The sequence below is a fragment of the Faecalibacter bovis genome (assembly GCF_017948305.1).
Classification (GTDB): Bacteria; Bacteroidota; Bacteroidia; order Flavobacteriales; family Weeksellaceae; genus Empedobacter; species Empedobacter bovis.
This window is the reverse complement of the sequence record NZ_CP072842.1, coordinates 2,814,612-2,835,235: the sequence shown is the minus strand read 5'-3', so window position 1 is coordinate 2,835,235 and position 20,624 is coordinate 2,814,612. Positions and strand designations below refer to the sequence as shown.

Below are 20,624 nucleotides of genomic sequence, written 5' to 3'. Positions count from 1 at the left end.
ACTTAAGTCCAAAAATTAATAATTTTAAAAGTTAAAGAGTTGAAACTCAGTAGGGTGAAAAACCAACCGATTGATTACAAAAATGTGAACAAATTTTTAATAAAAAAAACACTTTAGGTATTGATATATTAGAAAATAGTTTGTATTATTTTAATGTCAATAGACATAATAAGATAAATAATTATTGACATAAATTATTTATGCAAAATTATCAAATATTTGCTTGTGAAATTTACTTGAAATAAATTTGCAATATGACACTTACACAAGAACAATTAGACCTAGCAACAACTAAGATTGAATCTCATTTAAAAGATATTGGGATTTTAAATCAATTTACTCTGAAGCAAATCGTAGAATCGGATGAAAATAAAGCTATACGTATTTTTATTTACGAAATTGCAAATCCAACATTTTCTACATCTGTTTCTATTGTTTATGATTTTAATAAAGAATTAAATCAACAAGATTCTTCTCCATCATTTAGCTGGATGGATTATAAAAAAATTACTGAATAGACTATTTCTTTATTTATTAAACAGAAATAGTCTTTTTTATTATATTAAATCTTTACCATGAAAATATTTCGTGTTCAACACCGTGTGACTTATGCAAAGACTGATCAGATGGGAGTGGTGTACCATGGAAATTATGCCGAATTTTATGAAATAGGGCGAGCAGAAATGTTACGTGAAGCTGGATATCCATACGCAGCTTTAGAAAAGCAAGGAATTCAAATGCCAATTTTAGATTTACATTGTAAATTTATTGGAAGCGCATTGTATGATGAATTAATTACGATAGAAGCAATCGTTTACGAACGTTTAAATGGCGTTCGTATTAAAGTAGATTATAAAATTTACAACGAACAAGATAAATTAATTAACGAAGGTTATACCACTTTATGCTGTATTGATGCAGTAACAAAACGTCCTGTTAGAATTCCTAATGAAATGTGGGAAAGTTTAGGTTTTTATGAAGAATAATTTCAGACTTTTTTAATTAACTTTGGACTTTAACAAAACATAGTAAAAATTATGTCAACTCTTAAAGAGCGTATAGATAAAACTATCGCTAATGTAGCAGATTTTCCAAAACCAGGAATTCAATACAAAGACATTACACCCTTATTTTTAGATTCAGAATTATCGAATGAGATTGTTGATGCTTTTGTAGAAAAAGCAAAAGGTAAAATTGATGCAGTTTGTGGAATAGAAAGTAGAGGATTTTTGTACGGAATACAGATTGCACAAAAGTTAGGCGTACCGTTTATCTTAGTTCGTAAAGCTGGTAAATTACCGCCTCCAACAGTTTCTCAATCTTATGATTTAGAATATGGGCAAGCTACAATTGAAGTGAATGAAACTTATATCAAAGATGGTATGCGTATTTTAGTTCATGATGATGTTTTAGCTACTGGAGGAACTGCTGAAGCATGTGCTAAGTTGGTAGAAAAATGTGGAGGTAAAGTGACACAATTTTCTTTTATCGTGAATTTAGAATTTTTAAACGGTATAGATAAATTAATTCCTTTTACGGAAGATATCGTTGCTCTTACAGCTTACTAAATATTTAATAATTGAAACAAAAGGCTTATTCGACTGAATAAGCCTTTTTTTATTGTTCTTACTTAACATAAAATTTAAATTGAAGAGGAATTAAATGGTTGAAAGATTGGTAATAATTTATAGATTATTTATTCAAATCCGTAGAAAATGACTGAATTTAACCTGAATGTTAGGTGAAATATTTTATCTAATGTATTTTAGTAGCGAATTAAGTATAAGAAAAAATGAAAAAACTATTACTATCAACACTTGTTGCTGTATTGTTTTTCCCTATGAAGTTAAAAGCTGACGAGGGAATGTGGTTTTTAATGTTCATCGAACGTTTAAATCACCGTGATATGCAAAAACAAGGGTTACAATTAACAGCTGAAGAAATTTACAGCATTAATAATAATTCTTTAAAAGATGCGATTGTTCAATTTGGAGGTGGATGTACTGCCGAAATTATTTCTGACCAAGGTTTAGTTTTAACTAATCACCATTGTGGTTATGGAAATATTGCACAATTATCAACTCCAGAAAATGATCATTTAACAAACGGATTTTGGGCAAAAAATAAATCTGAAGAGTTAAAACCAGATAACTTAAAAGTTCGTTTCTTCGTTCGTATGGACGATGTATCAAAACGTATTTTAGGTACAGTAAATGATAAAATGTCTGAAGCTGATCGTGAAAAAGCGATCAATAAAGAAATTGCAAAAATTGAAAAAGAAAACAGCGAAAACGGAAAATATGTAGTTTCTGTTCGTTCATTTTTCCAAGGTAACGAATACTACTACTTCGTTTATCAAGATTATCAAGATGTTCGTTTAGTAGGTACGCCTCCAGATATGATTGGTCGTTTCGGTGGAGATACTGATAACTGGGAATGGCCTCGTCACACAGGAGATTTCGCAATGTTCCGTGTTTACGCAGATAAAAATGGAAATCCTGCAGATTATTCAACATCTAATGTTCCATTAAAACCAAAGCATCATTTACCTATTTCTTTAAAAGGATATAAGTTAAATGATTTTGCGATGATTTTAGGTTACCCAGGTCGTACAAATCGTTGGATGCCAGCTCAAGGTGTTGCTCAAAACATTGATTATGCTTACCCAGCTTGGGTAGAGGCTTCTAAAGTTGGTATGGACCAAATTAAAAAGCATCAAAATTTAAATCAAAAAGTAAATATTGATTACGCTTCTAAATTTGCTGGTTTAGCAAATTATTGGAAAAATCGTGACGGAATGATTGTCGCTTTAAAAGAGCATCAAACAGTTGCGAAAAAAGCTAAATTAGAAGCTAAATTTAATAAATGGGCAAATAAAAAAGCTAATAAAGCTGAATATGGAGATGTAATCAAAAACTTAAATGATTACTACGCTAAAACTAATTTAGATGCTCGTCACAATAATTATTTAGCAATTTTAATGCGTTCAGCTGCTTTAGCAACTGCTCCTTATCGTTTAGGTAAATCAATTGAAAATTACGCGGCTGCGAATGAAGCAAAACGCGCTGAAATGTTGCCTCAAATTGAAGCGATGATTGAAGCAATCTATGGTAAAATGAATTTACCATTAGAAAAAGATGTATTAGCTACTCAATTAAATTTATATGCATCTAAAGGTGCTGAAGCTGGTTTAGCTACACATGTTGCTGAGTTAGCAAAATCAAACGGAAACAACTTTAATGCTTATGTAGAGCAAGCAGTTTCTCGTTCTTTCTTTGCTGATGCTGCACAGGTTAAAAACTTTTTAATTTCTCCTGATGTTGAAGTTTTAAAGAAAGATCCCTTATATGTTTTATCTTCTTCTTTAGTAGAGCGTCAAGCTTTAAAAACAGACGAACAAAAACAATTAGATGAGGTTTACGCTAAAAATTTCCGTTTATTAGTAAAAGGATTACGTGAGTCTAAAATCGGAGATATTTTATATCCAGATGCAAACTCAACGTTACGTTTAACTTACGGTTCTATTCAAGCTTTACCAAAAAGTTTAAATCCAAATCGTCAACCTGATGCTCCTGCAAATTACTACACGACAATGGAAGGTTTAGTTGCGAAGCAAAAAACAGGAGATCCTGAATTTGATAATCCATCACGTTTATTAGAATTAGCTGCTGCTAAAGATTATGGACGTTATGCTGATGAAAATGGTTATATGCCAATTAACTTCTTATCAAATAACGATATTACAGGTGGTAATTCTGGTTCGCCAGTTTTAAATGGTAAAGGTGAATTAATTGGTTTAGCTTTCGATGGAAATATCGAAGCAATGGCTGGTGACGTTATCTTTGATCCTAAATTACAACGTACAATTTCTGTTGATATTCGTTACGTTTTATGGGTAGTTGATAAATACGCTGGTGCGACTAATATTATCGATGAATTAACGATTGTAGAATAATACAATTCTTTTTTATAAATAGAAAACCTTCAGTTTTACTGAAGGTTTTTTTTATGAAATTATTTGAGATTAGAATTTAATTAATGAAGTATATTTAATGCTTTAAAAATATGAATTGAATTATGATGGTTACTGATATATTAAAAAAAGAAACGAAACAATTTCACGATGAGATTGAACAAAAGTTAGAATCAAATAAATTATTTGATGGAACTTTTACTCAAACTAATTACTATAAAATGCTATTGGTTAATCATCAATTTATCAAAGCATACGAAAACGAGATTTTTTCATATTTAAATGACGCTGATAAAGATTTATTAAACAGAATCAATTTTAATAAATTAGATTTAATTGAAAAAGATTTACAAGAATTACAATTGACTCCGAATGAAGTAGGAGTTATTAATCAGTTAAGTAATCGTGCAGAAGCTCTTGGGGCTTTATACGTGATAGAAGGTTCTATGCTGGGCGGTATGGTGATTGCTAAACAATTGAAGAGATACCCTGAACTTGAAACTGCAAGTTTTAATTATTTTGGACATTATGGCCAAGATATTGGACCAATTTGGAAAGAATTTATCAATTATATGAATAATCAATTAATAGATGAAAATGAACAAAATAATGCCTTGCAAGGTGCAATTAAAGCATATCAATATTTAATTGCGAAAGCAAGTTAGTATATTGATTCAATAAAAAAAGCCAACTCTTTTAGAGTTGGCTTTTTTTATTAATTATAATATTGGTTTCCAAATGTCTTTTGAAATTTTTTGATTAGGAGTAGAAGCTTCAATCATCATAAAAATTACCTCATTCTCATCTTTATTTTGCATTTCAACTAATTTTCTAATTGCAAAACCTGTAGGCTCTGCTAAAGAAGTTACATCCAATCTCCATTGCGATTGATCATAAGAAAAACCTAAATATAAAGCAATGTTTTTATTATCCTGTAAAAACTGACCATATGCAATATCTCCATTTATTTCAATATCACCAATTCCCATTTTTTCAACACGATTGTTGTTGATGATATCATTTTCTAAAGCATAAATTAATAAATCTTTGCCGTTCATTTTTATTAATTGATCTTTCGGAACGCGATGTTTTACCGTTAAAACCATTAAACGATCTAAAATATCTAATTGATTTAATTGTGCTTCATCTGCACGTAAACTCGTATTTAAGATTTCATCATAATAACTAAAAGAGCTTTTATCTAATTGTAATATTGCAGATTTTACATCGTTTTTTACAATTGCATTCTTATATGTAGTAAATACGTTTACGATTTCTTTTTTAGCCTTTTCAACGTCGATTTTTGGTTCCTCAGTTTCTTGAGCAAACACAGAAATTGTCGTAGCAAATAAGAATAATGTAGTTGATATAAATTTTTTCATTCTAAGTTTTAATAATAGATATATAACAGATAATTTTATGAAATAGTATCGAATGTTTTAAACATTCATTAATTAAAAATAAATGTCGGTTTTTTAATTTAATTTCAGGTAAATATATATCTTCTTTCAATTTCATTTACCATAAATGTGCAATTATTTTATTTTCTGGAATTGATAAATCTTTAAGTTAATTTCGAAATTGAATTTTCTGTTTAAAATTGCTGAAAATTGAAAATTTATAATCCTATATGATATTCAATATCCATTGATTTTGATCGATTATTACATTTTTTGGGTTAAAAACTTATCTTTATTTAAAACAATTTCAAATTTTGATTAAAATTAATATTATATCGAAATTTAGTTTAACTTGTGAGCTATAATAAAACATAAACGTGAAAAAGATAGGATTTTTAGCAGTAGTTCTAGTAGTAGTTGCAAGTTGTGCTTCTGTAACAAAAGGTAAAATTGACCAAGGTAAAAACGTTGGAAAGGTTGAATCTCAATGGGCAAACTTGAAAGTATTACCCCAAGATATTTCTGAAGATGAATTAAAAGGTTTAATGCGTGAATATAATGCTGCTTTAGGAGTTAAATGTAACCATTGTCATGCGCCGAATGCAGAGGGGAAAATGGATTTTGCATCGGATGCAAAAAAGGAAAAAGATTACGCACGTCATATGATTACAATGACAGGAGAAATTAATAAAAAACATTTTGATTACGATCCTGCAGATAAACAAAAAGTTACATGTTTTACTTGTCACCAAGGAAATATAACACCAAAAAAATCTTCTGCAGAAGTTTTACCAAAATCTCCAGTGACTCCAAGTTCAGTGAAATAATTTTTTAAGCTATATAAATCCATTCAATTTGAGTGGATTTTTTTATGTTTTTCCACTACGAAAATCTCAATTTATCATAGATTTAAAATAAAAAAGCCACTCTATTGAGTGGCTTTTCCTGTGAATTATATTTTAGATTTATTCTTTTCCTGTAAAAGTAGAAGCAATAAATAATTCTTGTTTTTGTGCATCATCGATAGGAGATGGAGCATCAATCATCACATCACGACCTGAATTGTTTTTAGGGAATGCGATGTAATCACGAATCGTTTCAGAACCATCTAAAATTGATACAAAACGGTCAAATCCGAAAGCTAAACCTCCGTGAGGTGGCGCTCCATATTTGAAAGCGTTCATTAAGAATCCAAACTGAGCTTCTGCTTGTTCTGGCGTGAATCCTAATAATTCGAACATTCTAGCCTGAATTTCTTTATCGAAAATACGAATAGATCCTCCACCGATTTCGTTTCCATTTAAAACTAAATCATAAGCATTTGCACGAACTTCACCTGGATTTGTTGCAATTAATTCCATATCTTCTGGTTTAGGAGAAGTGAATGGATGGTGCATTGCATGATATCTTTCAGATTCTTCATCCCATTCTAATAATGGGAAATCTACAACCCATAACGGAGCAAAAACTTCAGGATTACGTAAACCTAAACGTTCTGCAATTTCCATACGTAAAGCAGATAATTGTGCACGAACTTTGTTTGTGTTACCTGACATCACTAACATTAAGTCACCTGGTTTTGCGTTCATACGCTCAGCCCAAGCTGCTAAATCTTCTTGAGAATAGAATTTATCTACAGATGATTTAAAAGTTCCGTCTTCGTTGTAACGAGCCCAAACTAAACCAGTAGCACCGATTTGTGGACGTTGTACCCATTCGATTAATTTATCGATGTCTTTACGCGTGTAAGAATTACATCCTTCAGCAGCAATACCAACGATTAATTCTTGCTCGTCGAAGATTTTGAAATCTTTACCTTTTGCTAAATCTGTAATTTCTCCGAATTCCATTCCGAAACGGATATCTGGTTTATCATTTCCGTAACGACGCATTGCATCAGCAAATGTAATACGAGGGAATTGATCAAATTCTAAACCTTTAAACGTTAATAATAAGTGTTTTGCTAACCCTTCAAAAACGTTCATAATATCTTCTTGTTCAACAAACGACATTTCACAGTCGATTTGTGTAAACTCTGGTTGACGGTCTGCACGTAAATCTTCGTCACGGAAACATTTTACAATTTGGAAGTAGCGGTCTAAACCACCTACCATTAATAATTGTTTGAAAGTTTGTGGCGATTGTGGTAACGCGTAAAATTCTCCTGGATTCATACGAGATGGAACCACGAAATCACGCGCACCTTCTGGTGTAGATTTAATTAAAACTGGCGTTTCAACTTCTACGAAATCTTGTGCATCTAAATATTTACGTACTTCTTGAGCAACTTTTGAACGGAAGATTAATTTATCTTTAACAGGGTTACGACGAATATCTAAGTAACGATATTTCATACGGATATCTTCACCACCATCTGTATTATCATCGATTGTAAATGGAGGTAAAGCAGATTCATTTAAAATGGTAATGTTTTCCGCTAAAATTTCGATATTTCCTGTAGGAATGTTAGGGTTTTTAGAAGCTCTTTCGATAACTGTACCAGTTACTTGAATTACGAACTCACGTCCTAAAGAACGAGCAGTTTCAAATAATTCTTTCGAAGAACGTTCTTCATCTAAGATAATTTGCGTGATTCCGTAACGGTCACGTAAATCAATCCACATCATAAAACCTTTATCACGTAACGTTGAAACCCATCCGCTTAACGTAACTTTTTCATTAATGTTGGCTTGTGTTAATTCTCCACAAGTATGTGATCTAAACATCTGTCGTAAAATTTATAGTGCAAATGTAAAGTTTTGACGTGAAATAAAGAAGTTTATCTACTATTTTGAATGGATTAAATGAATAAAAAAAGCGATTCAAATATTGAATCGCTTTTATAAAATATATTAAGAATTTTGTTGTCTTAATTTACTGTGTTTATGACCGTACATAAAATAAATTCCAAGTCCGATAGCTAACCAAATCACGAAAATAATCCAGTTACTTGCGCCTAATTCGCTCATTAAATATAAGTTAATCATAATTCCGATTACAGGTAATAAAGAAAAATTATGTTTAAAACTTAAAATACTCATGACTAAGAATACAATCCAGAATATAACGACTAATGATTTGTGCGCGATTAAATCCATAGATCCTAATGTTTTCCATTGTTCTAATGAATCCTGACCGTAAATAAAAGTTAATACGATTCCAGCAATAAATGCTAATGGAACAATAAATTTACCGTTGATATATGGTACTTTAAATTTTGATTTCTCAGATAATCCTGTTTTATCCATGTATAAAACTCCACCGCAAACTACGATAAATGCGAAGAAAGTTCCTACAGATGTTAAATCGACAAAGAAGTCCATTTTTAAGAATAATGCGGGAATTGCAACAACAAATCCTGTTACGATAGTTGCATAAGAAGGCGTTTTATATTTTGGGTGAACAGTTGCAAATTTTTTAGGAATTAAACCATCACGAGACATCGTCATCCAAATACGAGGTTGAGCTAATTGGAAAACTAATAATGCACTGGTAATAGCTACTACTGAAGTAACAGAAATGATTCCGGCCATATGATCAAAACCTACATATTGGAAAACGTAAGCCAAAGGATCTTTTACATTTAACTCAGAATAATTAACCATACCCGTTAAAACCAGCGTAATAGAAACGTAAAGTACAGCACAAATGATTAGACAAGCGATCATTGCTCGAGGTAAATCACGTTGTGGATTTTTACATTCTTCTGCAGTTGTTGAGATCGAATCGAAACCAATGAACGCAAAAAATACAGCAGCAACACCACTCATAACGCCACCTAAACCATTTGGTGCAAAAGGAGTCCAATTATCAGGTTTTACGAAGAAAGCACCACCAACAATAACAGCCAAAATAATTCCTATTTTAACAATAACCATAAAGTTACTTGCTCTTTTAGATTCTTTAATTCCAATATAAACAAGCATAGTTACTAATACAGTGATTATTCCTGCTGGTAAATCAAAAATTATAGGAAATCCACCAATATTTGGAGCAGTATTGTAGGCTTCTAATGCAATTTTCTCAACATTAGATAATTTATCTATACCCAAATCTAAAGATTTCTGATAAGCTTCTGTTGCGTATTGTGGAGCCATTGTTAACCATTTTGGTATAATTATACCAAAACCTTCGCACATGGAAACAAAATATTGAGACCAAGAAATTGCGACAACCATATTAGAAACTGCATATTCTAGCACTAAAGCCCAACCAATTATCCAAGCAAATAATTCTCCGAAAGCGACATACGCATACGTGTATGCAGAGCCGGAAACAGGAACTGTACTTGCAAATTGTGCATAAGATAATGCTGTGAAAACACAGGCGAAAGCAACAAAAACGAATAATAATGATATCGCAGGTCCACCATTAAAAGCAGCTAATCCAATTGTACTGAAAATACCAGCACCAACGATTGCAGCGATACCAAGGCTTACCAAATCAGTAACACCTAATGTTTTATGTAACGAAGAGTTGTTTTTTTCTGAATCAGCCAAAATATTTTCAACTGATTTTTTTCTAAATAATTGAGACATAAGTTATGTTAAAACTGGACAAATATATAAACAAGAAAAATAAAAAAAATGTATAAATATGGTTTATTTATTTACCTTTTTAGACTTTTATTAAGATTTCTTTATATTTTTATCCAAAGAATATTAATTAGAACGCATGAAACAATTTTTAATTGCATTAGCAACAGTAGCTTTGTTTACAGGAACTTCTTGTACGACACAAAATTGGACTACTGAAAAATACGAAAAGGTATTACCTAAGTTTGTAGATAAGGTTTCTGAAGCTGAGTTGAAAAAACAGCTTTATATTATTGCAGGACCAGAAATGGAAGGGCGTAATGCAGGAACAGAAGGTGAGGTGAGAGCAGGAAACTATATCTCTAATTATTATAAAGAATTAGGAATTAACGGACCTAAAGGTAATTATTTTCAGATTATTCCACCCGCAACATTTAAACGTGTAGCAGGAGAAATGCGAAATGTTATGGGATTCATCGAAGGTTCGGAGAAACCTGAAGAAATTGTTGTTATTTCAGCACACTATGACCATGATGGTATTAAAGATGGAAAATTATATCCAGGTGCTGATGATGATGGTTCTGGTACTGTAGCAGTAATGGAAATCGGTCGTGTTTTTCGTGAAGCTGAAAAGAAAGGTATTAGACCAAAACGTTCTATTTTATTATTACACGTTTCTGGAGAAGAAAAAGGTTTATTAGGTTCAAAATACTATTCAGATAATCCAATATTTCCTTTAGCAAACACAATTGCGAATGTAAATATTGATATGATTGGTCGTGTAGACAAAGAACACAATGAAGAAACAAGAGATTTCGTATACGTTATCGGTTCTGAGATGTTATCTTCAGATTTACACAAAGCCGTTTTAGCTGCTAATGAAGGTATAGGAATTAATTTAGACATGCGTTATAATACGCCAGATGATCCAAACCGTTTCTATTACCGTTCAGATCACTACAATTTTGCTAAACATGGTATTCCATCTGTTTTCTTCTTTAACGGAGTGCATGATGATTATCACCGTCCAACAGATACGCCAGATAAAATCGAATATGATTTATTAACACGTAGAACGAAGTTAGCTTTCAATACAATTTGGAAATTAGCAAACGCTGAAAATAGACCAGTAGTAGATAAGGAATCTCCGATGCCTACAACAGGAAGATAATATAAATATAAAAGCCCTTCATTTCAGAAGGGCTTTTTTTATGTTGTTAGAATTTGAACTATTTTACGATTATTTTTTTCGTGATAGTTTTTCCATTTTCTGTTTTAATGTAGATTACAAAGTTTCCTTTACCGTATTGTTTTAAATTCACTTTTTGATTTCCAGTTCCACTACCTTGTTTAACTTTTTGTCCTAAAGCTGAATAAATTTCATACGTGTATTTACCTAAATTTGCATTTACTTCTAAATTGATAATATTATCAGTTGGATTTGGATAAATAGCAACTTCATTAGTAGTTAAATTACTTAAACCTAAAGTTCCACTAACTCTAAAGTTTACGACAACTTCATCCGAGAATTCTGCTCCAGACGAAATCACTTCTCCCGTAGGCAATGTTAATGCATAAGATCCATTACCATAATCACAACAAATACCATCACCAAAACTATCTTCTAAAACAAATCTGTAACAATCTTCAGCTAAGTTTTCGAAATCGATTGTGTATGTAGTATTATTAGTTAAATTTTCACCTGACTGAACGATTTGATTTTGAGAATTATATAAATACCAAGCATTCTCATTTGCATAATTATCAGTAGTTAAATTTAAAGTTACTTTATTCGTTTGTAAAGTTTCTAACACAGAAAAATTAGCTGTTGAAATATTATTATAAACATTTTGATCTCCATCAACTAATAATTCAGATTGAAAAGTATGATCACCAGCTTCAAAAGTTCTGTTTTCTAAATAAACCGTAGTCGTTTGTCCACTATTTAAAGGAGTATCAAAAGAAATTACCGATTCAGTCTCATCATTAAATTTGTATTTTAATTGATAATTTTGAATGATTTCTGTACCTGAATTTTTAATTTCAATAGACGGAGAAATATTTCCGTCACAATCAGCAACAGCAGTTATTGAATTTATTTTAATATCATTTTGAAGTAATTCTTTAACAAAATGATCAGTTGTCATTTCTTGAGAATTTCTAGGATCTAACCAATCTTTTAAACGAGTATTTGGAGATCCACCACCTTCCCACGAAGTATCAATACGTCCATATATATCATATTGATTATTTGGCGAAGTTCCACTACAAGCTGCATAACCACCATAAAGCTGTCCAATGATTCGACCATTATGATCAAATAATCCTGAACCTGAAGATCCACCTTCGGTAACACCTAAATCCCATGCAGGAATTTCCCAAGCAGCAATACCACTTCTATTTTTTTTCAGAGGAGATGAATAGTATTGAGCTATTTTCATAATATCTCCATCAGGATGATGTAAACCAGTTGCATTATTCGGAATATTTCCTGATCTGTCCCATCCAGACCAAACCAATTCCCAATCGACTGGAATTTCACTAGTTAATTCTAGTAACATCATATCAGTTCCTGCATTTCGTGCTTTAATTTCAGCACCACTTAAACTGAAAATTCTCGGACCATCTCCACTTGGAGCAGAAGTTGCACAATCAGGATTTTCACTGATCCATTTAAATCTAAATGTCCAAGCTGGTGTAGATGAAGTATAACAGTGATTAGCAGTTAAAAAATATGGAGTTCCATCTAACGCCGTGTTGTTTACTAAAGTTCCTGTACACCACTCCGTAGTACCACTTAAAATAAGAGCCACCGATTTTTTTTGTTGTTCCCAATCATCACCTGCGGCACAATTTACATCTACGTTACAATTCCCTGAAGTGTTTAATCCTTTAATAGGATTTTGAATATTGTTTACCGTACGATAGCCATGTACAACTTCTGCAATTTCAAAAGTTGATAAACCAGCTTCATTAGCAGGTTCGTAAAATTCAATTGTGATTGAAGAACCATCTATTGGCCAAGTTGCAACTTGTTTTTCTTTCGTGTTTTCGTTAGAAGTATAGTAACCTAAAAATTGTCCTTCTTCATTATGTAAATAAAGTTTTGCGTTTTTAGATAATCTATAGTTTTTTAATAAAAAGTTTAATGTTTTGGCATGATCTGAAGTTATTTTTAACCTCCAAATTCTATCTCCATTAGGTAGATTTACCCATTTTCCGTGTGTAGTTGGACTATAATTAACTATAAAATTTTTACCAAATCTAAACGGTTTAGTAATTTTTTGGTCATTGATTTCATCTTCAGCTTTTAACGCTTCAATATCAAATTGAGGCATTTCTATAACTGGAATATTATTGTTTAATCGATGAGTTTGACTAAATATTTCACCTTGTTCGGTAATCTGAGCAAATGATAATGAACTAAATAAAATAAGAGGTAGAAATAATTTCTTCATAAAAATCAGTGTTAATTGTAAATTATTTATCAATTTACTTATAATAATTAATTCTTTCTTAATTTTGGGATAAATATTTATTTATAATGTCTGATATATTAGCATTGGAACCTAAAGCGTTATGGAAAAATTTCGCAGCATTAAATGCAGTTCCAAGACCTTCTAAGAAAGAAGAAAAAGTACGTGAATTTATTATCAAATTTGGTGAAGATTTAGGATTAAAAGTTGAAACTGATGAAGTTGGAAACGTACTTATTAAAAAAGCAGCATACCCAGGTATGGAAGATCGCAAAACTATTGTGATGCAATCTCACTTGGATATGGTTTGTCAAAAAAATAATGATGTAGAATTCGATTTCGATACTCAAGGAATTGAAATGTACATTGAAGATTACAAATTTGTTACTGCAAATGGAACAACTTTAGGTGCAGATAACGGGATTGGTGTTGCAACTATCATGGCAATATTAGAATCTAAAAATATTCCTCATCCAGCAATTGAAGCATTCTTTACGATTGACGAAGAAACAGGAATGACAGGTGCTTTAGGCTTGAAAGCTGGTTTCTTATCAGGATCAATTTTATTGAATTTAGATACTGAAGAGGATGATGAATTAGATATCGGATGTGCTGGTGGTATTGATGTTACTGCTAAGAAAACATATGTTGCAGAAGCAGTTGAGGGAACATCTTTTAAATTAGATTTAAAAGGTTTACAAGGTGGTCACTCAGGAATTCAAATCCATGAAGGTTTAGGAAATTCAAATAAGTTAATTGCACGTATTTTAACAGTTGCAATAGCTAATGGCGCACAAATTGCACACATGGAAGGTGGTAGTTTACGAAACGCAATTCCTCGCGAATCTTGGGTTAAATTTGTAATGCCTAGTTCTAACGTTGATACTTTTAAAAATGCTTATGAAACTTTAAGAGCTGAAATTTTAGAAGAATATGCTACGATTGAGCCAAATATGGTGATTACTTTAGAGGAAACTGATGCGTTAAATTCTGCGATGTCTTTCGTTGATTCTAAAATATTTGTTCAGTCTATTATGGCGGCTTTCAATGGAGTTTACAGAATGAGTCCTGATGTTGAAGGGCTTGTAGAAACTTCAAATAATGTTGCTAGAGTAGAGGTGATAGAAGGAAATGTGAAAGTTTTATGCTTAACAAGATCTTCGGTAGAATCTAATAAAATGGCTTTAGCTGAAACGTTAAAAGCTGGTTTTGAATTAGCTGGTTTTGAGGTAACTTTTTCAGGTGCATATCCAGGTTGGAAAGCAAATCCAAATTCTGAGATATTAGAAATCATGAAAGAAATTTACGTGAAACAAAACGGTGAACAACCAAAGGTTGTTGCTTGTCATGCAGGGTTAGAATGTGGAATTATCGGAACAAATTATCCTGGATTGGATATGATTTCATTTGGACCAAACATTTCAGGTGCTCACTCTCCAGACGAAAAAGTAGAAATTATTTCAGTGCAAAAATATTGGAAATATTTATTAGAAGTTTTAGAAAATATTCCATCTAATTGAATAGATTATGGTTGTTCTAATTCCAAAAATATTTAGAATAGGATGAATCATTAACATAAAAAAATCCGAAGCTTTTGCTTCGGATTTTTTTGTTAAAAACAATATGTTTAATTTAAAAATACAAGAAACTTATCTTTAAACAAGTTTGATTGTAAAGTATTTATACTTTTTGAGTATAATAAGATTTTATCTATAGTTGATTGTCTAGGTTCTAAAATTGGTTTACCTTCTTTCATTTTAATCAATCATTTTTTTTAAAAACGCTAAATGATTTGAATTATTATTTAGTCAACTGTTAAAATAATATTATTGTTTTCTATAACTTTTCTTAAATTGATTAATGCGTAACGCATTCTTCCTAATGCAGTGTTGATGCTAACGTCAGTTTCTTCTGCGATTTCTTTAAAGCTTAAATCTTTAAAAATTCTTAATTCTAAGACTTCTCTTTGATCATCAGGTAATTGATTTACTAATTTTTTTAAATCACAATCAATTTGATCTTTTATAATTTTTGTTTCTGAACATTCGTCCATTACTCCAATATAATCAAAGATATTATAGTCTTCATTGTAGCTAGAAGATTCGTGTATAACGTTAAAACGTTTATTTAATCTGAAATAGTCAATTGTAAGGTTGTGAGCAATTCGCATAACCCAAGGTAAAAATTTACCTTCGTCGTTGTATTTGCCACCTTTCAAAGTTAAAATTACTTTTACGAAAGTGTCTTGGAAGATATCTTCAGTAACCTCTCTGTCTAATACTTTAGAGTAAATAAAACTATAAATTCTACCTTTATATTTCTCTATTAACGTTTGTAACGCTTCTTCGTTCCCATTTTGGTACGAAGAAATAAGTAGAGAATCGTCCTCGTAATTCATAAGAGTTTAATTATGTCGTTGTGTTATTTTTAATAAAAAGTAGAATGTTTAACCTATAGGCGGATGTTTTATTTTGTTACTGAATCAAATATAGAATTATTTATTAAAGAAAATAAAATTTTAACATAAAAAAATACTAAAAAAGCTCTTCTAGTGAAGAGCTTTGAATAAAATTTATGATTATTTATCAATTAATTAAATTTTAGATGAATGTTCTAATAAATCAACAACCTTATTAGAATATCCCATTTCGTTATCGTACCAAGCTACTAACTTCACGAAAGTAGGCGATAACATGATACCTGCTCCAGCATCAAAAATACATGTACGAATGTCTCCGACAAAATCTTGAGAAACAACAGCGTCTTCAGTGTAACCAACAATTCCTTTTAAAGAACCATTAGCAGCATCTTTCATAACTTTTTTAATCTCGTCGTAGTTCGTTTCTTTTTCTAAACGAACAGTTAAATCGACAACTGAAACATCAACCGTAGGAATACGGAATGACATACCTGTTAATTTTCCATTTAATTCAGGAATTACTTTTCCAACCGCTTTTGCTGCACCTGTAGAAGAAGGAATGATATTATTCATTGCGCTACGACCACCTCTCCAATCTTTACTTGATGGACCATCAACTGTTTTTTGAGTTGCAGTAGTTGCATGCACAGTTGTCATTAAACCTTCTGCAATTCCGAAGTTTTCATGAATAACTTTTGCTAATGGAGCTAAACAGTTTGTTGTACAAGATGCGTTAGATATAATTGTATCTTCAGCAGTTAATTTATCTTCATTCACACCCATAACGAACATTGGTGTATCGTCTTTAGATGGTCCTGTTAAAATCACCTTTTTAGCACCAGCTTCGATATGTTTTCCTGCAGTTTCTTTTGTCATGAAAATTCCTGTTGCTTCAATAATATATTCAGCACCAACTTCATTCCATTTTAAATTAGCAGGATCTTTTTCTGAAGTAATACGGATTTTTTGACCGTTTACAATTAGTGTATTTCCTTCAACAGAAATTTCTCCTTTAAAAGCACCATGTACAGAATCATACTTTAACATATATGCTAAATAATCAGCATCTACCAAGTCATTGATTCCTACAACTTCAAAATTTTCTCTTTCTGATAACACACGGAAAACTAATCTTCCGATACGTCCGAATCCGTTGATTCCAACTTTAATTTTTGACATAATTTAATATATTTTTTCCCTTTTTTAAAATTAATAATTTTGAATTAAATCGAAAGTATATTAGATACTTTAATTAATTCTTCGTCAATCTCGTTGTGTTTTTTAATTGCTTCTTCAATAGGAGTAAAGACAACTTTGTTTGAACGAATTCCAGCCATTAAATTTGTTTTATTTTCCAATAAACCTTCAACAGCTGCTATTCCTAATCGAGATGCTAATACACGATCTTGACAAGATGGAGATCCACCACGTTGTATATGTCCTAAAACTGTCACGCGAATGTCATATTCAGGATGTCTTTTCTGAACTTGTTTTGCAATTTCAAAAACGCTACCTAATTGTTCTCCTTCAGCAACAACCACGATACTTGATCTTTTTCCTGTTTCTTCTGATCTTTCCAAAGATTCACATAAATCCTCCACACTATCTTTTTGCTCCGGAATTAAAATATCTTGCGCACCTGAAGCTATTCCACTATTTAAAGCTATAAATCCAGCATCGCGTCCCATTACTTCTACAAAAAATACACGATTATGCGATGTTGCTGTATCTCTTAATTTATCGATCGCTTCAATAACTGTGTTTAATGCAGTGTCATAACCTATGGTGTAATCTGTCCCGAAAATATCATTATCAATAGTACCTGGAACCCCAATAAATGGAACATTGAATTCTTGGTGAAAAATATTAGCTCCAGTAAAAGAACCATCACCACCAATTACAACTAAGGCATCTATTTCATTTTTCTTTAAATTATCGTAAGCTTTTTGACGACCTTCTTTTGTTCTAAATTCGTCAGAACGTGCAGTTTTTAGAAAAGTTCCACCTTGGTTGATTATATTTTTAACATCACGAGGACCTAATTCGATTACATCATCCTGAATTAAACCTTCGTAACCTTGCATAATTCCAATAGAAGAAATATCGTAATATTTACAAGCTCTAACTACTGCTCTAATCGCAGCATTCATACCTGGTGCATCTCCTCCTGAAGTTAATACACCAATTTTTTTAATAGTAGTTTTTGTCACAGTTTTCCTTTTATTATTTCAAATATAATGATAAAGTTTTTACCTTTTATGAGGTATTTATTATTCATTATCATCATAAATTGGCTGTAGAATGCCGTCTGCAATATCTTTTTGGAGTATAACAATTATATAAAGATCTTCTCTTGTTCGATTAGGATCAAAGGTTTGTTTTAGATCAATATCATATGCACCACCAGCAGTGTTGTATAGGAATGCAGACACACCACCACGAAGTTCTTTGATGATATCGTAGGTAGTTTTATTAGTCTCTTTATGAATTAATTTGGTAAGAATTTGACCACGAGAAATACTCATATTTTTTAGTTGAGCCTCGAATTGATCTCCTAAAGTTTTTTGACGCTGTTTGATGAATTTTCTTTTGTCACGTCTACGATCCATTGTATTTACGGTATCCATAACTGCGTTATATTCCCTTACAGCAGTGCGTACATATGGCCATACATCTCTTACACGTTTGCGTAACCAGAAATAATATTTTTTCTCTAAATCTGATTTTAGTTGAACAGAGTAAAATTGTGAATCATGTAATTGTATAGTATCAGCGATTACTAAATTTCCATCAATAATCGTATCGTTTTTTATCTCTTTATTAGGAGAGACTCCCATATCTAACCCAAAAATTTGCGCATCAACAACATTAAATCCTATCAAAATTAGGAGTATATTGAAATAAACCTTCATACCTATTTAGCTTCAAAAATTGTTCCTAAAGTAGTATATTTGTTTGAAATATAAATAAACATGGCAATAAATAATTTATTCGATCAACAATCATTAGATTTTTTAACAAAATATTTAAACACAGCTTCACCAACTGGTTTTGAATCTGAAGGACAAAAAATTTGGATTGATTATATAAAACCTTATGTAGACGAAATTAGAACTGATAATTATGGTACTGCTTATGGAGTTATCAATCCTGATGCACCTTACAAAGTTGTAATCGAAGCACATGCAGATGAAATTTCTTGGTTTGTGAATTATATTTCTGAAGATGGTTTAATTTATGTTGTACGAAATGGTGGTTCAGATCATATGATTGCACCATCTAAAGTGGTAAATATCCATACTAAAAAAGGAATCGTAAAAGGAGTTTTTGGTTGGCCAGCAATTCATTTACGTCAAGGTGGAAAAGAAGAAGCACCAACTCAAGATAAAATTTGGATTGATTGTGGGTGTACCTCAAAAGATGAAGTTTTAGAATTAGGAATTCATGTTGGATGCGTAATTACTTATCCAGATGAATTTTTTACATTAAATGACCGTTATTTTGTTTGTCGTGCGATTGATAACAGAATGGGAGGATTTATGATTGCTGAAGTTGCTCGTAAATTATTCGAAAATAAAGATCAAATAGATTACGGTTTATATATCGTGAATGCAGTGCAAGAAGAAGTGGGTTTACGCGGTGCTGAAATGGTAACGCAAACAATAAAACCAGACGTTGCAATTATTACAGACGTTACGCATGATACAACGACTCCAATGATTACGAAATCTAAAGAAGGTGAACAGAAATGTGGTGATGGCCCAGTTGTTTACTATGCTCCAGCGGTACAAAATAACTTGAGAGAATTAATTATCGATGCGGCAGAAAATAATAATATTCCTTTCCAAAGAGCAGCTGCATCTCGTGTTACAGGAACAGATACAGACGCATTTGCTTATAGCAATGGTGGTGTTCCATCTGCATTAATTTCGTTGCCGTTACGTTACATGCATACAACAGTAGAAATGGTTCATCAATCTGATGTTAAGAATGTGATTGAATTGATTTATCAATCAGTTAAAGAGATTAAAAACGGACAAAGTTTTAAATATCACAATTACTAAAATATAATATATCTTAAAAGCTACCTATTAGGTAGCTTTTTTTATCAATTTTGATTATCAATTAATCAATAACTTAAATTAGTGCAACGATTGGCTAAAACATTATTTTGTATCTTTGAGAAAACAATCGACTATGGCAGATTATATCCGAATTCATCCAGAAAATCCTCAAGAAAAAGCTATCGATCAAGTAGTAAAAATATTACGAGATGGAGGTTTAATTATTTATCCATCTGATACCGTTTACGGTTTAGGATGTGATATTACAAATCAAAAAGCGATGGAAAAATTAGCCCGTTTAAAAGGTGTTAAGTTGGATAAAGCTCATTTTTCGATTATTTGTAACGATTTGAGTCATTTATCAAATTTTACTTTACCAATTGATAACGGAACGTTTAAAATTTTGAAACGTGCGTTACCTGGTCCATTCACTTTCGTAATGAATGCTTCTAAAAATTTACCATCAGCTTATAAAGGGAAAAAGACTGTAGGAATACGTGTTCCAGATCATTTAGTTCCTCGTATGATTGTAGAAAAATTAGGAAATCCAATCGCATCAACTTCGATTTACGATGAAGATGAAATTATTGAATATACTACTGATCCTGAATTAATTCACGAAAAATGGGATAATTTAGTGGATGCTATTGTTGATTCTGGTTACGGAGATAATATAGCTTCAACAGTTGTTGATATGACTGATGGAGTAGAGGTTATTCGTGAAGGAAAAGGAGATATTGAAGATTATTTATAAAAT

Annotated in this window: 18 protein-coding genes; 10 read left to right on the top strand and 8 right to left on the bottom strand. The window is 31.5% G+C overall.

What is annotated here, in order from left to right:
- The first annotated feature begins 254 nt into the window (after positions 1-254).
- The 5 genes from J9309_RS13575 (at position 255) to J9309_RS13555 (ending at position 4,638) form a co-directional block, all read left to right on the top strand.
- On the top strand, positions 255-518 hold the full coding sequence (locus tag J9309_RS13575; protein WP_230476421.1) for a hypothetical protein: 264 nt from the start codon (positions 255-257) through the stop codon (positions 516-518).
- Positions 519-575: 57 nt separating this feature from the next.
- Positions 576-986: an acyl-CoA thioesterase gene (locus J9309_RS13570; protein WP_230476420.1), complete on the top strand. Its 411-nt coding sequence runs from the start codon at positions 576-578 to the stop codon at positions 984-986.
- A 51-nt stretch (positions 987-1,037) separates the two neighbouring features.
- Complete coding sequence (locus J9309_RS13565) at positions 1,038-1,568, top strand: adenine phosphoribosyltransferase (protein ID WP_230476419.1); 531 nt, start codon at positions 1,038-1,040, stop codon at positions 1,566-1,568.
- A 224-nt stretch (positions 1,569-1,792) separates the two neighbouring features.
- A complete protein-coding gene (locus J9309_RS13560; protein ID WP_230476418.1) occupies positions 1,793-3,955 on the top strand; it encodes a S46 family peptidase in 2,163 nt (720 codons plus the stop codon).
- Between the two features lie 122 nt (positions 3,956-4,077).
- Entirely contained in the window at positions 4,078-4,638 is a 561-nt protein-coding gene (locus J9309_RS13555) for a biliverdin-producing heme oxygenase (RefSeq protein WP_230476417.1), read from the top strand.
- Between the two features lie 54 nt (positions 4,639-4,692).
- On the opposite strand, the gene J9309_RS13550 is transcribed toward J9309_RS13555, so the two are convergent.
- Positions 4,693-5,355 carry a hypothetical protein gene (locus J9309_RS13550; RefSeq protein WP_230476416.1) on the bottom strand — a complete coding sequence of 221 codons (663 nt, stop codon included), beginning with the start codon at positions 5,353-5,355 and terminating at the stop codon, positions 4,693-4,695.
- Between the two features lie 395 nt (positions 5,356-5,750).
- Between J9309_RS13550 and J9309_RS13545 the strand changes: the two genes are divergently transcribed.
- Positions 5,751-6,200 (top strand): c-type cytochrome, encoded by a 450-nt coding sequence (locus J9309_RS13545; protein WP_230476415.1) that lies wholly within the window; start codon positions 5,751-5,753, stop codon positions 6,198-6,200.
- Positions 6,201-6,338: 138 nt separating this feature from the next.
- On the opposite strand, the gene aspS is transcribed toward J9309_RS13545, so the two are convergent.
- Together aspS and J9309_RS13535 are read right to left on the bottom strand one after the other, a co-directional pair.
- Entirely contained in the window at positions 6,339-8,099 is a 1,761-nt protein-coding gene (gene aspS / locus J9309_RS13540; protein ID WP_230476414.1) for an aspartate--tRNA ligase, read from the bottom strand.
- Between the two features lie 126 nt (positions 8,100-8,225).
- Entirely contained in the window at positions 8,226-9,911 is a 1,686-nt protein-coding gene (locus tag J9309_RS13535) for an amino acid permease (protein ID WP_230476413.1), read from the bottom strand.
- Positions 9,912-10,047: 136 nt separating this feature from the next.
- Between J9309_RS13535 and J9309_RS13530 the strand changes: the two genes are divergently transcribed.
- Positions 10,048-11,079, top strand: coding sequence for a M28 family metallopeptidase (locus J9309_RS13530; protein ID WP_230476412.1), 1,032 nt, complete (start codon positions 10,048-10,050; stop codon positions 11,077-11,079).
- Positions 11,080-11,137: 58 nt separating this feature from the next.
- Here the strand turns inward: J9309_RS13530 and J9309_RS13525 are convergent, their stop codons facing one another.
- On the bottom strand, positions 11,138-13,366 hold the full coding sequence (locus tag J9309_RS13525) for a T9SS type A sorting domain-containing protein (protein WP_230476411.1): 2,229 nt from the start codon (positions 13,364-13,366) through the stop codon (positions 11,138-11,140).
- Positions 13,367-13,452: 86 nt separating this feature from the next.
- Between J9309_RS13525 and J9309_RS13520 the strand changes: the two genes are divergently transcribed.
- Positions 13,453-14,904 (top strand): aminoacyl-histidine dipeptidase, encoded by a 1,452-nt coding sequence (locus J9309_RS13520; RefSeq protein ID WP_230476410.1) that lies wholly within the window; start codon positions 13,453-13,455, stop codon positions 14,902-14,904.
- Positions 14,905-15,188: 284 nt separating this feature from the next.
- Here J9309_RS13520 and J9309_RS13515 read toward each other — a convergent pair whose 3' ends face one another.
- The 4 genes from J9309_RS13515 to J9309_RS13500 form a co-directional block, all read right to left on the bottom strand.
- A complete protein-coding gene (locus tag J9309_RS13515) occupies positions 15,189-15,782 on the bottom strand; it encodes an RNA polymerase sigma factor (protein ID WP_230476409.1) in 594 nt (197 codons plus the stop codon).
- Positions 15,783-15,977: 195 nt separating this feature from the next.
- Positions 15,978-16,982, bottom strand: a complete 1,005-nt coding sequence (gap, locus tag J9309_RS13510; protein ID WP_230476408.1) for a type I glyceraldehyde-3-phosphate dehydrogenase — start codon at positions 16,980-16,982, stop codon at positions 15,978-15,980.
- A 44-nt stretch (positions 16,983-17,026) separates the two neighbouring features.
- Positions 17,027-18,013, bottom strand: coding sequence for a 6-phosphofructokinase (gene pfkA, locus J9309_RS13505; RefSeq protein WP_230476407.1), 987 nt, complete (start codon positions 18,011-18,013; stop codon positions 17,027-17,029).
- A gap of 60 nt (positions 18,014-18,073) precedes the next feature.
- Positions 18,074-18,640: a DUF4294 domain-containing protein gene (locus J9309_RS13500; protein ID WP_230476406.1), complete on the bottom strand. Its 567-nt coding sequence runs from the start codon at positions 18,638-18,640 to the stop codon at positions 18,074-18,076.
- 135 nt (positions 18,641-18,775) lie between these two features.
- On the opposite strand from J9309_RS13500, the gene J9309_RS13495 reads away from it, so the two are divergent.
- Positions 18,776-19,867, top strand: a complete 1,092-nt coding sequence (locus J9309_RS13495; protein WP_230476405.1) for a M42 family metallopeptidase — start codon at positions 18,776-18,778, stop codon at positions 19,865-19,867.
- A 133-nt stretch (positions 19,868-20,000) separates the two neighbouring features.
- Positions 20,001-20,621 (top strand): L-threonylcarbamoyladenylate synthase, encoded by a 621-nt coding sequence (locus J9309_RS13490; RefSeq protein ID WP_230476404.1) that lies wholly within the window; start codon positions 20,001-20,003, stop codon positions 20,619-20,621.
- Positions 20,622-20,624: the final 3 nt, after the last annotated feature.

What these genes read in the sequence shown, in the direction of transcription:
- J9309_RS13495 (WP_230476405.1), top strand. Translation starts at nt 18,776, where the DNA reads ATGGCAATAAATAATTTATTCGATCAACAATCATTAGATTTTTTAACA.
- J9309_RS13520 (WP_230476410.1), top strand. Translation starts at nt 13,453, where the DNA reads ATGTCTGATATATTAGCATTGGAACCTAAAGCGTTATGGAAAAATTTC.
- J9309_RS13490 (WP_230476404.1), top strand. Translation starts at nt 20,001, where the DNA reads ATGGCAGATTATATCCGAATTCATCCAGAAAATCCTCAAGAAAAAGCT.
- J9309_RS13560 (WP_230476418.1), top strand. Translation starts at nt 1,793, where the DNA reads ATGAAAAAACTATTACTATCAACACTTGTTGCTGTATTGTTTTTCCCT.
- J9309_RS13565 (WP_230476419.1), top strand. Translation starts at nt 1,038, where the DNA reads ATGTCAACTCTTAAAGAGCGTATAGATAAAACTATCGCTAATGTAGCA.
- J9309_RS13575 (WP_230476421.1), top strand. Translation starts at nt 255, where the DNA reads ATGACACTTACACAAGAACAATTAGACCTAGCAACAACTAAGATTGAA.
- J9309_RS13550 (WP_230476416.1), bottom strand. Translation starts at nt 5,355, where the DNA reads ATGAAAAAATTTATATCAACTACATTATTCTTATTTGCTACGACAATT.
- J9309_RS13530 (WP_230476412.1), top strand. Translation starts at nt 10,048, where the DNA reads ATGAAACAATTTTTAATTGCATTAGCAACAGTAGCTTTGTTTACAGGA.
- aspS (WP_230476414.1), bottom strand. Translation starts at nt 8,099, where the DNA reads ATGTTTAGATCACATACTTGTGGAGAATTAACACAAGCCAACATTAAT.
- J9309_RS13535 (WP_230476413.1), bottom strand. Translation starts at nt 9,911, where the DNA reads ATGTCTCAATTATTTAGAAAAAAATCAGTTGAAAATATTTTGGCTGAT.
- J9309_RS13555 (WP_230476417.1), top strand. Translation starts at nt 4,078, where the DNA reads ATGATGGTTACTGATATATTAAAAAAAGAAACGAAACAATTTCACGAT.
- J9309_RS13500 (WP_230476406.1), bottom strand. Translation starts at nt 18,640, where the DNA reads ATGGGAGTCTCTCCTAATAAAGAGATAAAAAACGATACGATTATTGAT.
- J9309_RS13570 (WP_230476420.1), top strand. Translation starts at nt 576, where the DNA reads ATGAAAATATTTCGTGTTCAACACCGTGTGACTTATGCAAAGACTGAT.
- gap (WP_230476408.1), bottom strand. Translation starts at nt 16,982, where the DNA reads ATGTCAAAAATTAAAGTTGGAATCAACGGATTCGGACGTATCGGAAGA.
- J9309_RS13515 (WP_230476409.1), bottom strand. Translation starts at nt 15,782, where the DNA reads ATGAATTACGAGGACGATTCTCTACTTATTTCTTCGTACCAAAATGGG.
- J9309_RS13525 (WP_230476411.1), bottom strand. Translation starts at nt 13,366, where the DNA reads ATGAAGAAATTATTTCTACCTCTTATTTTATTTAGTTCATTATCATTT.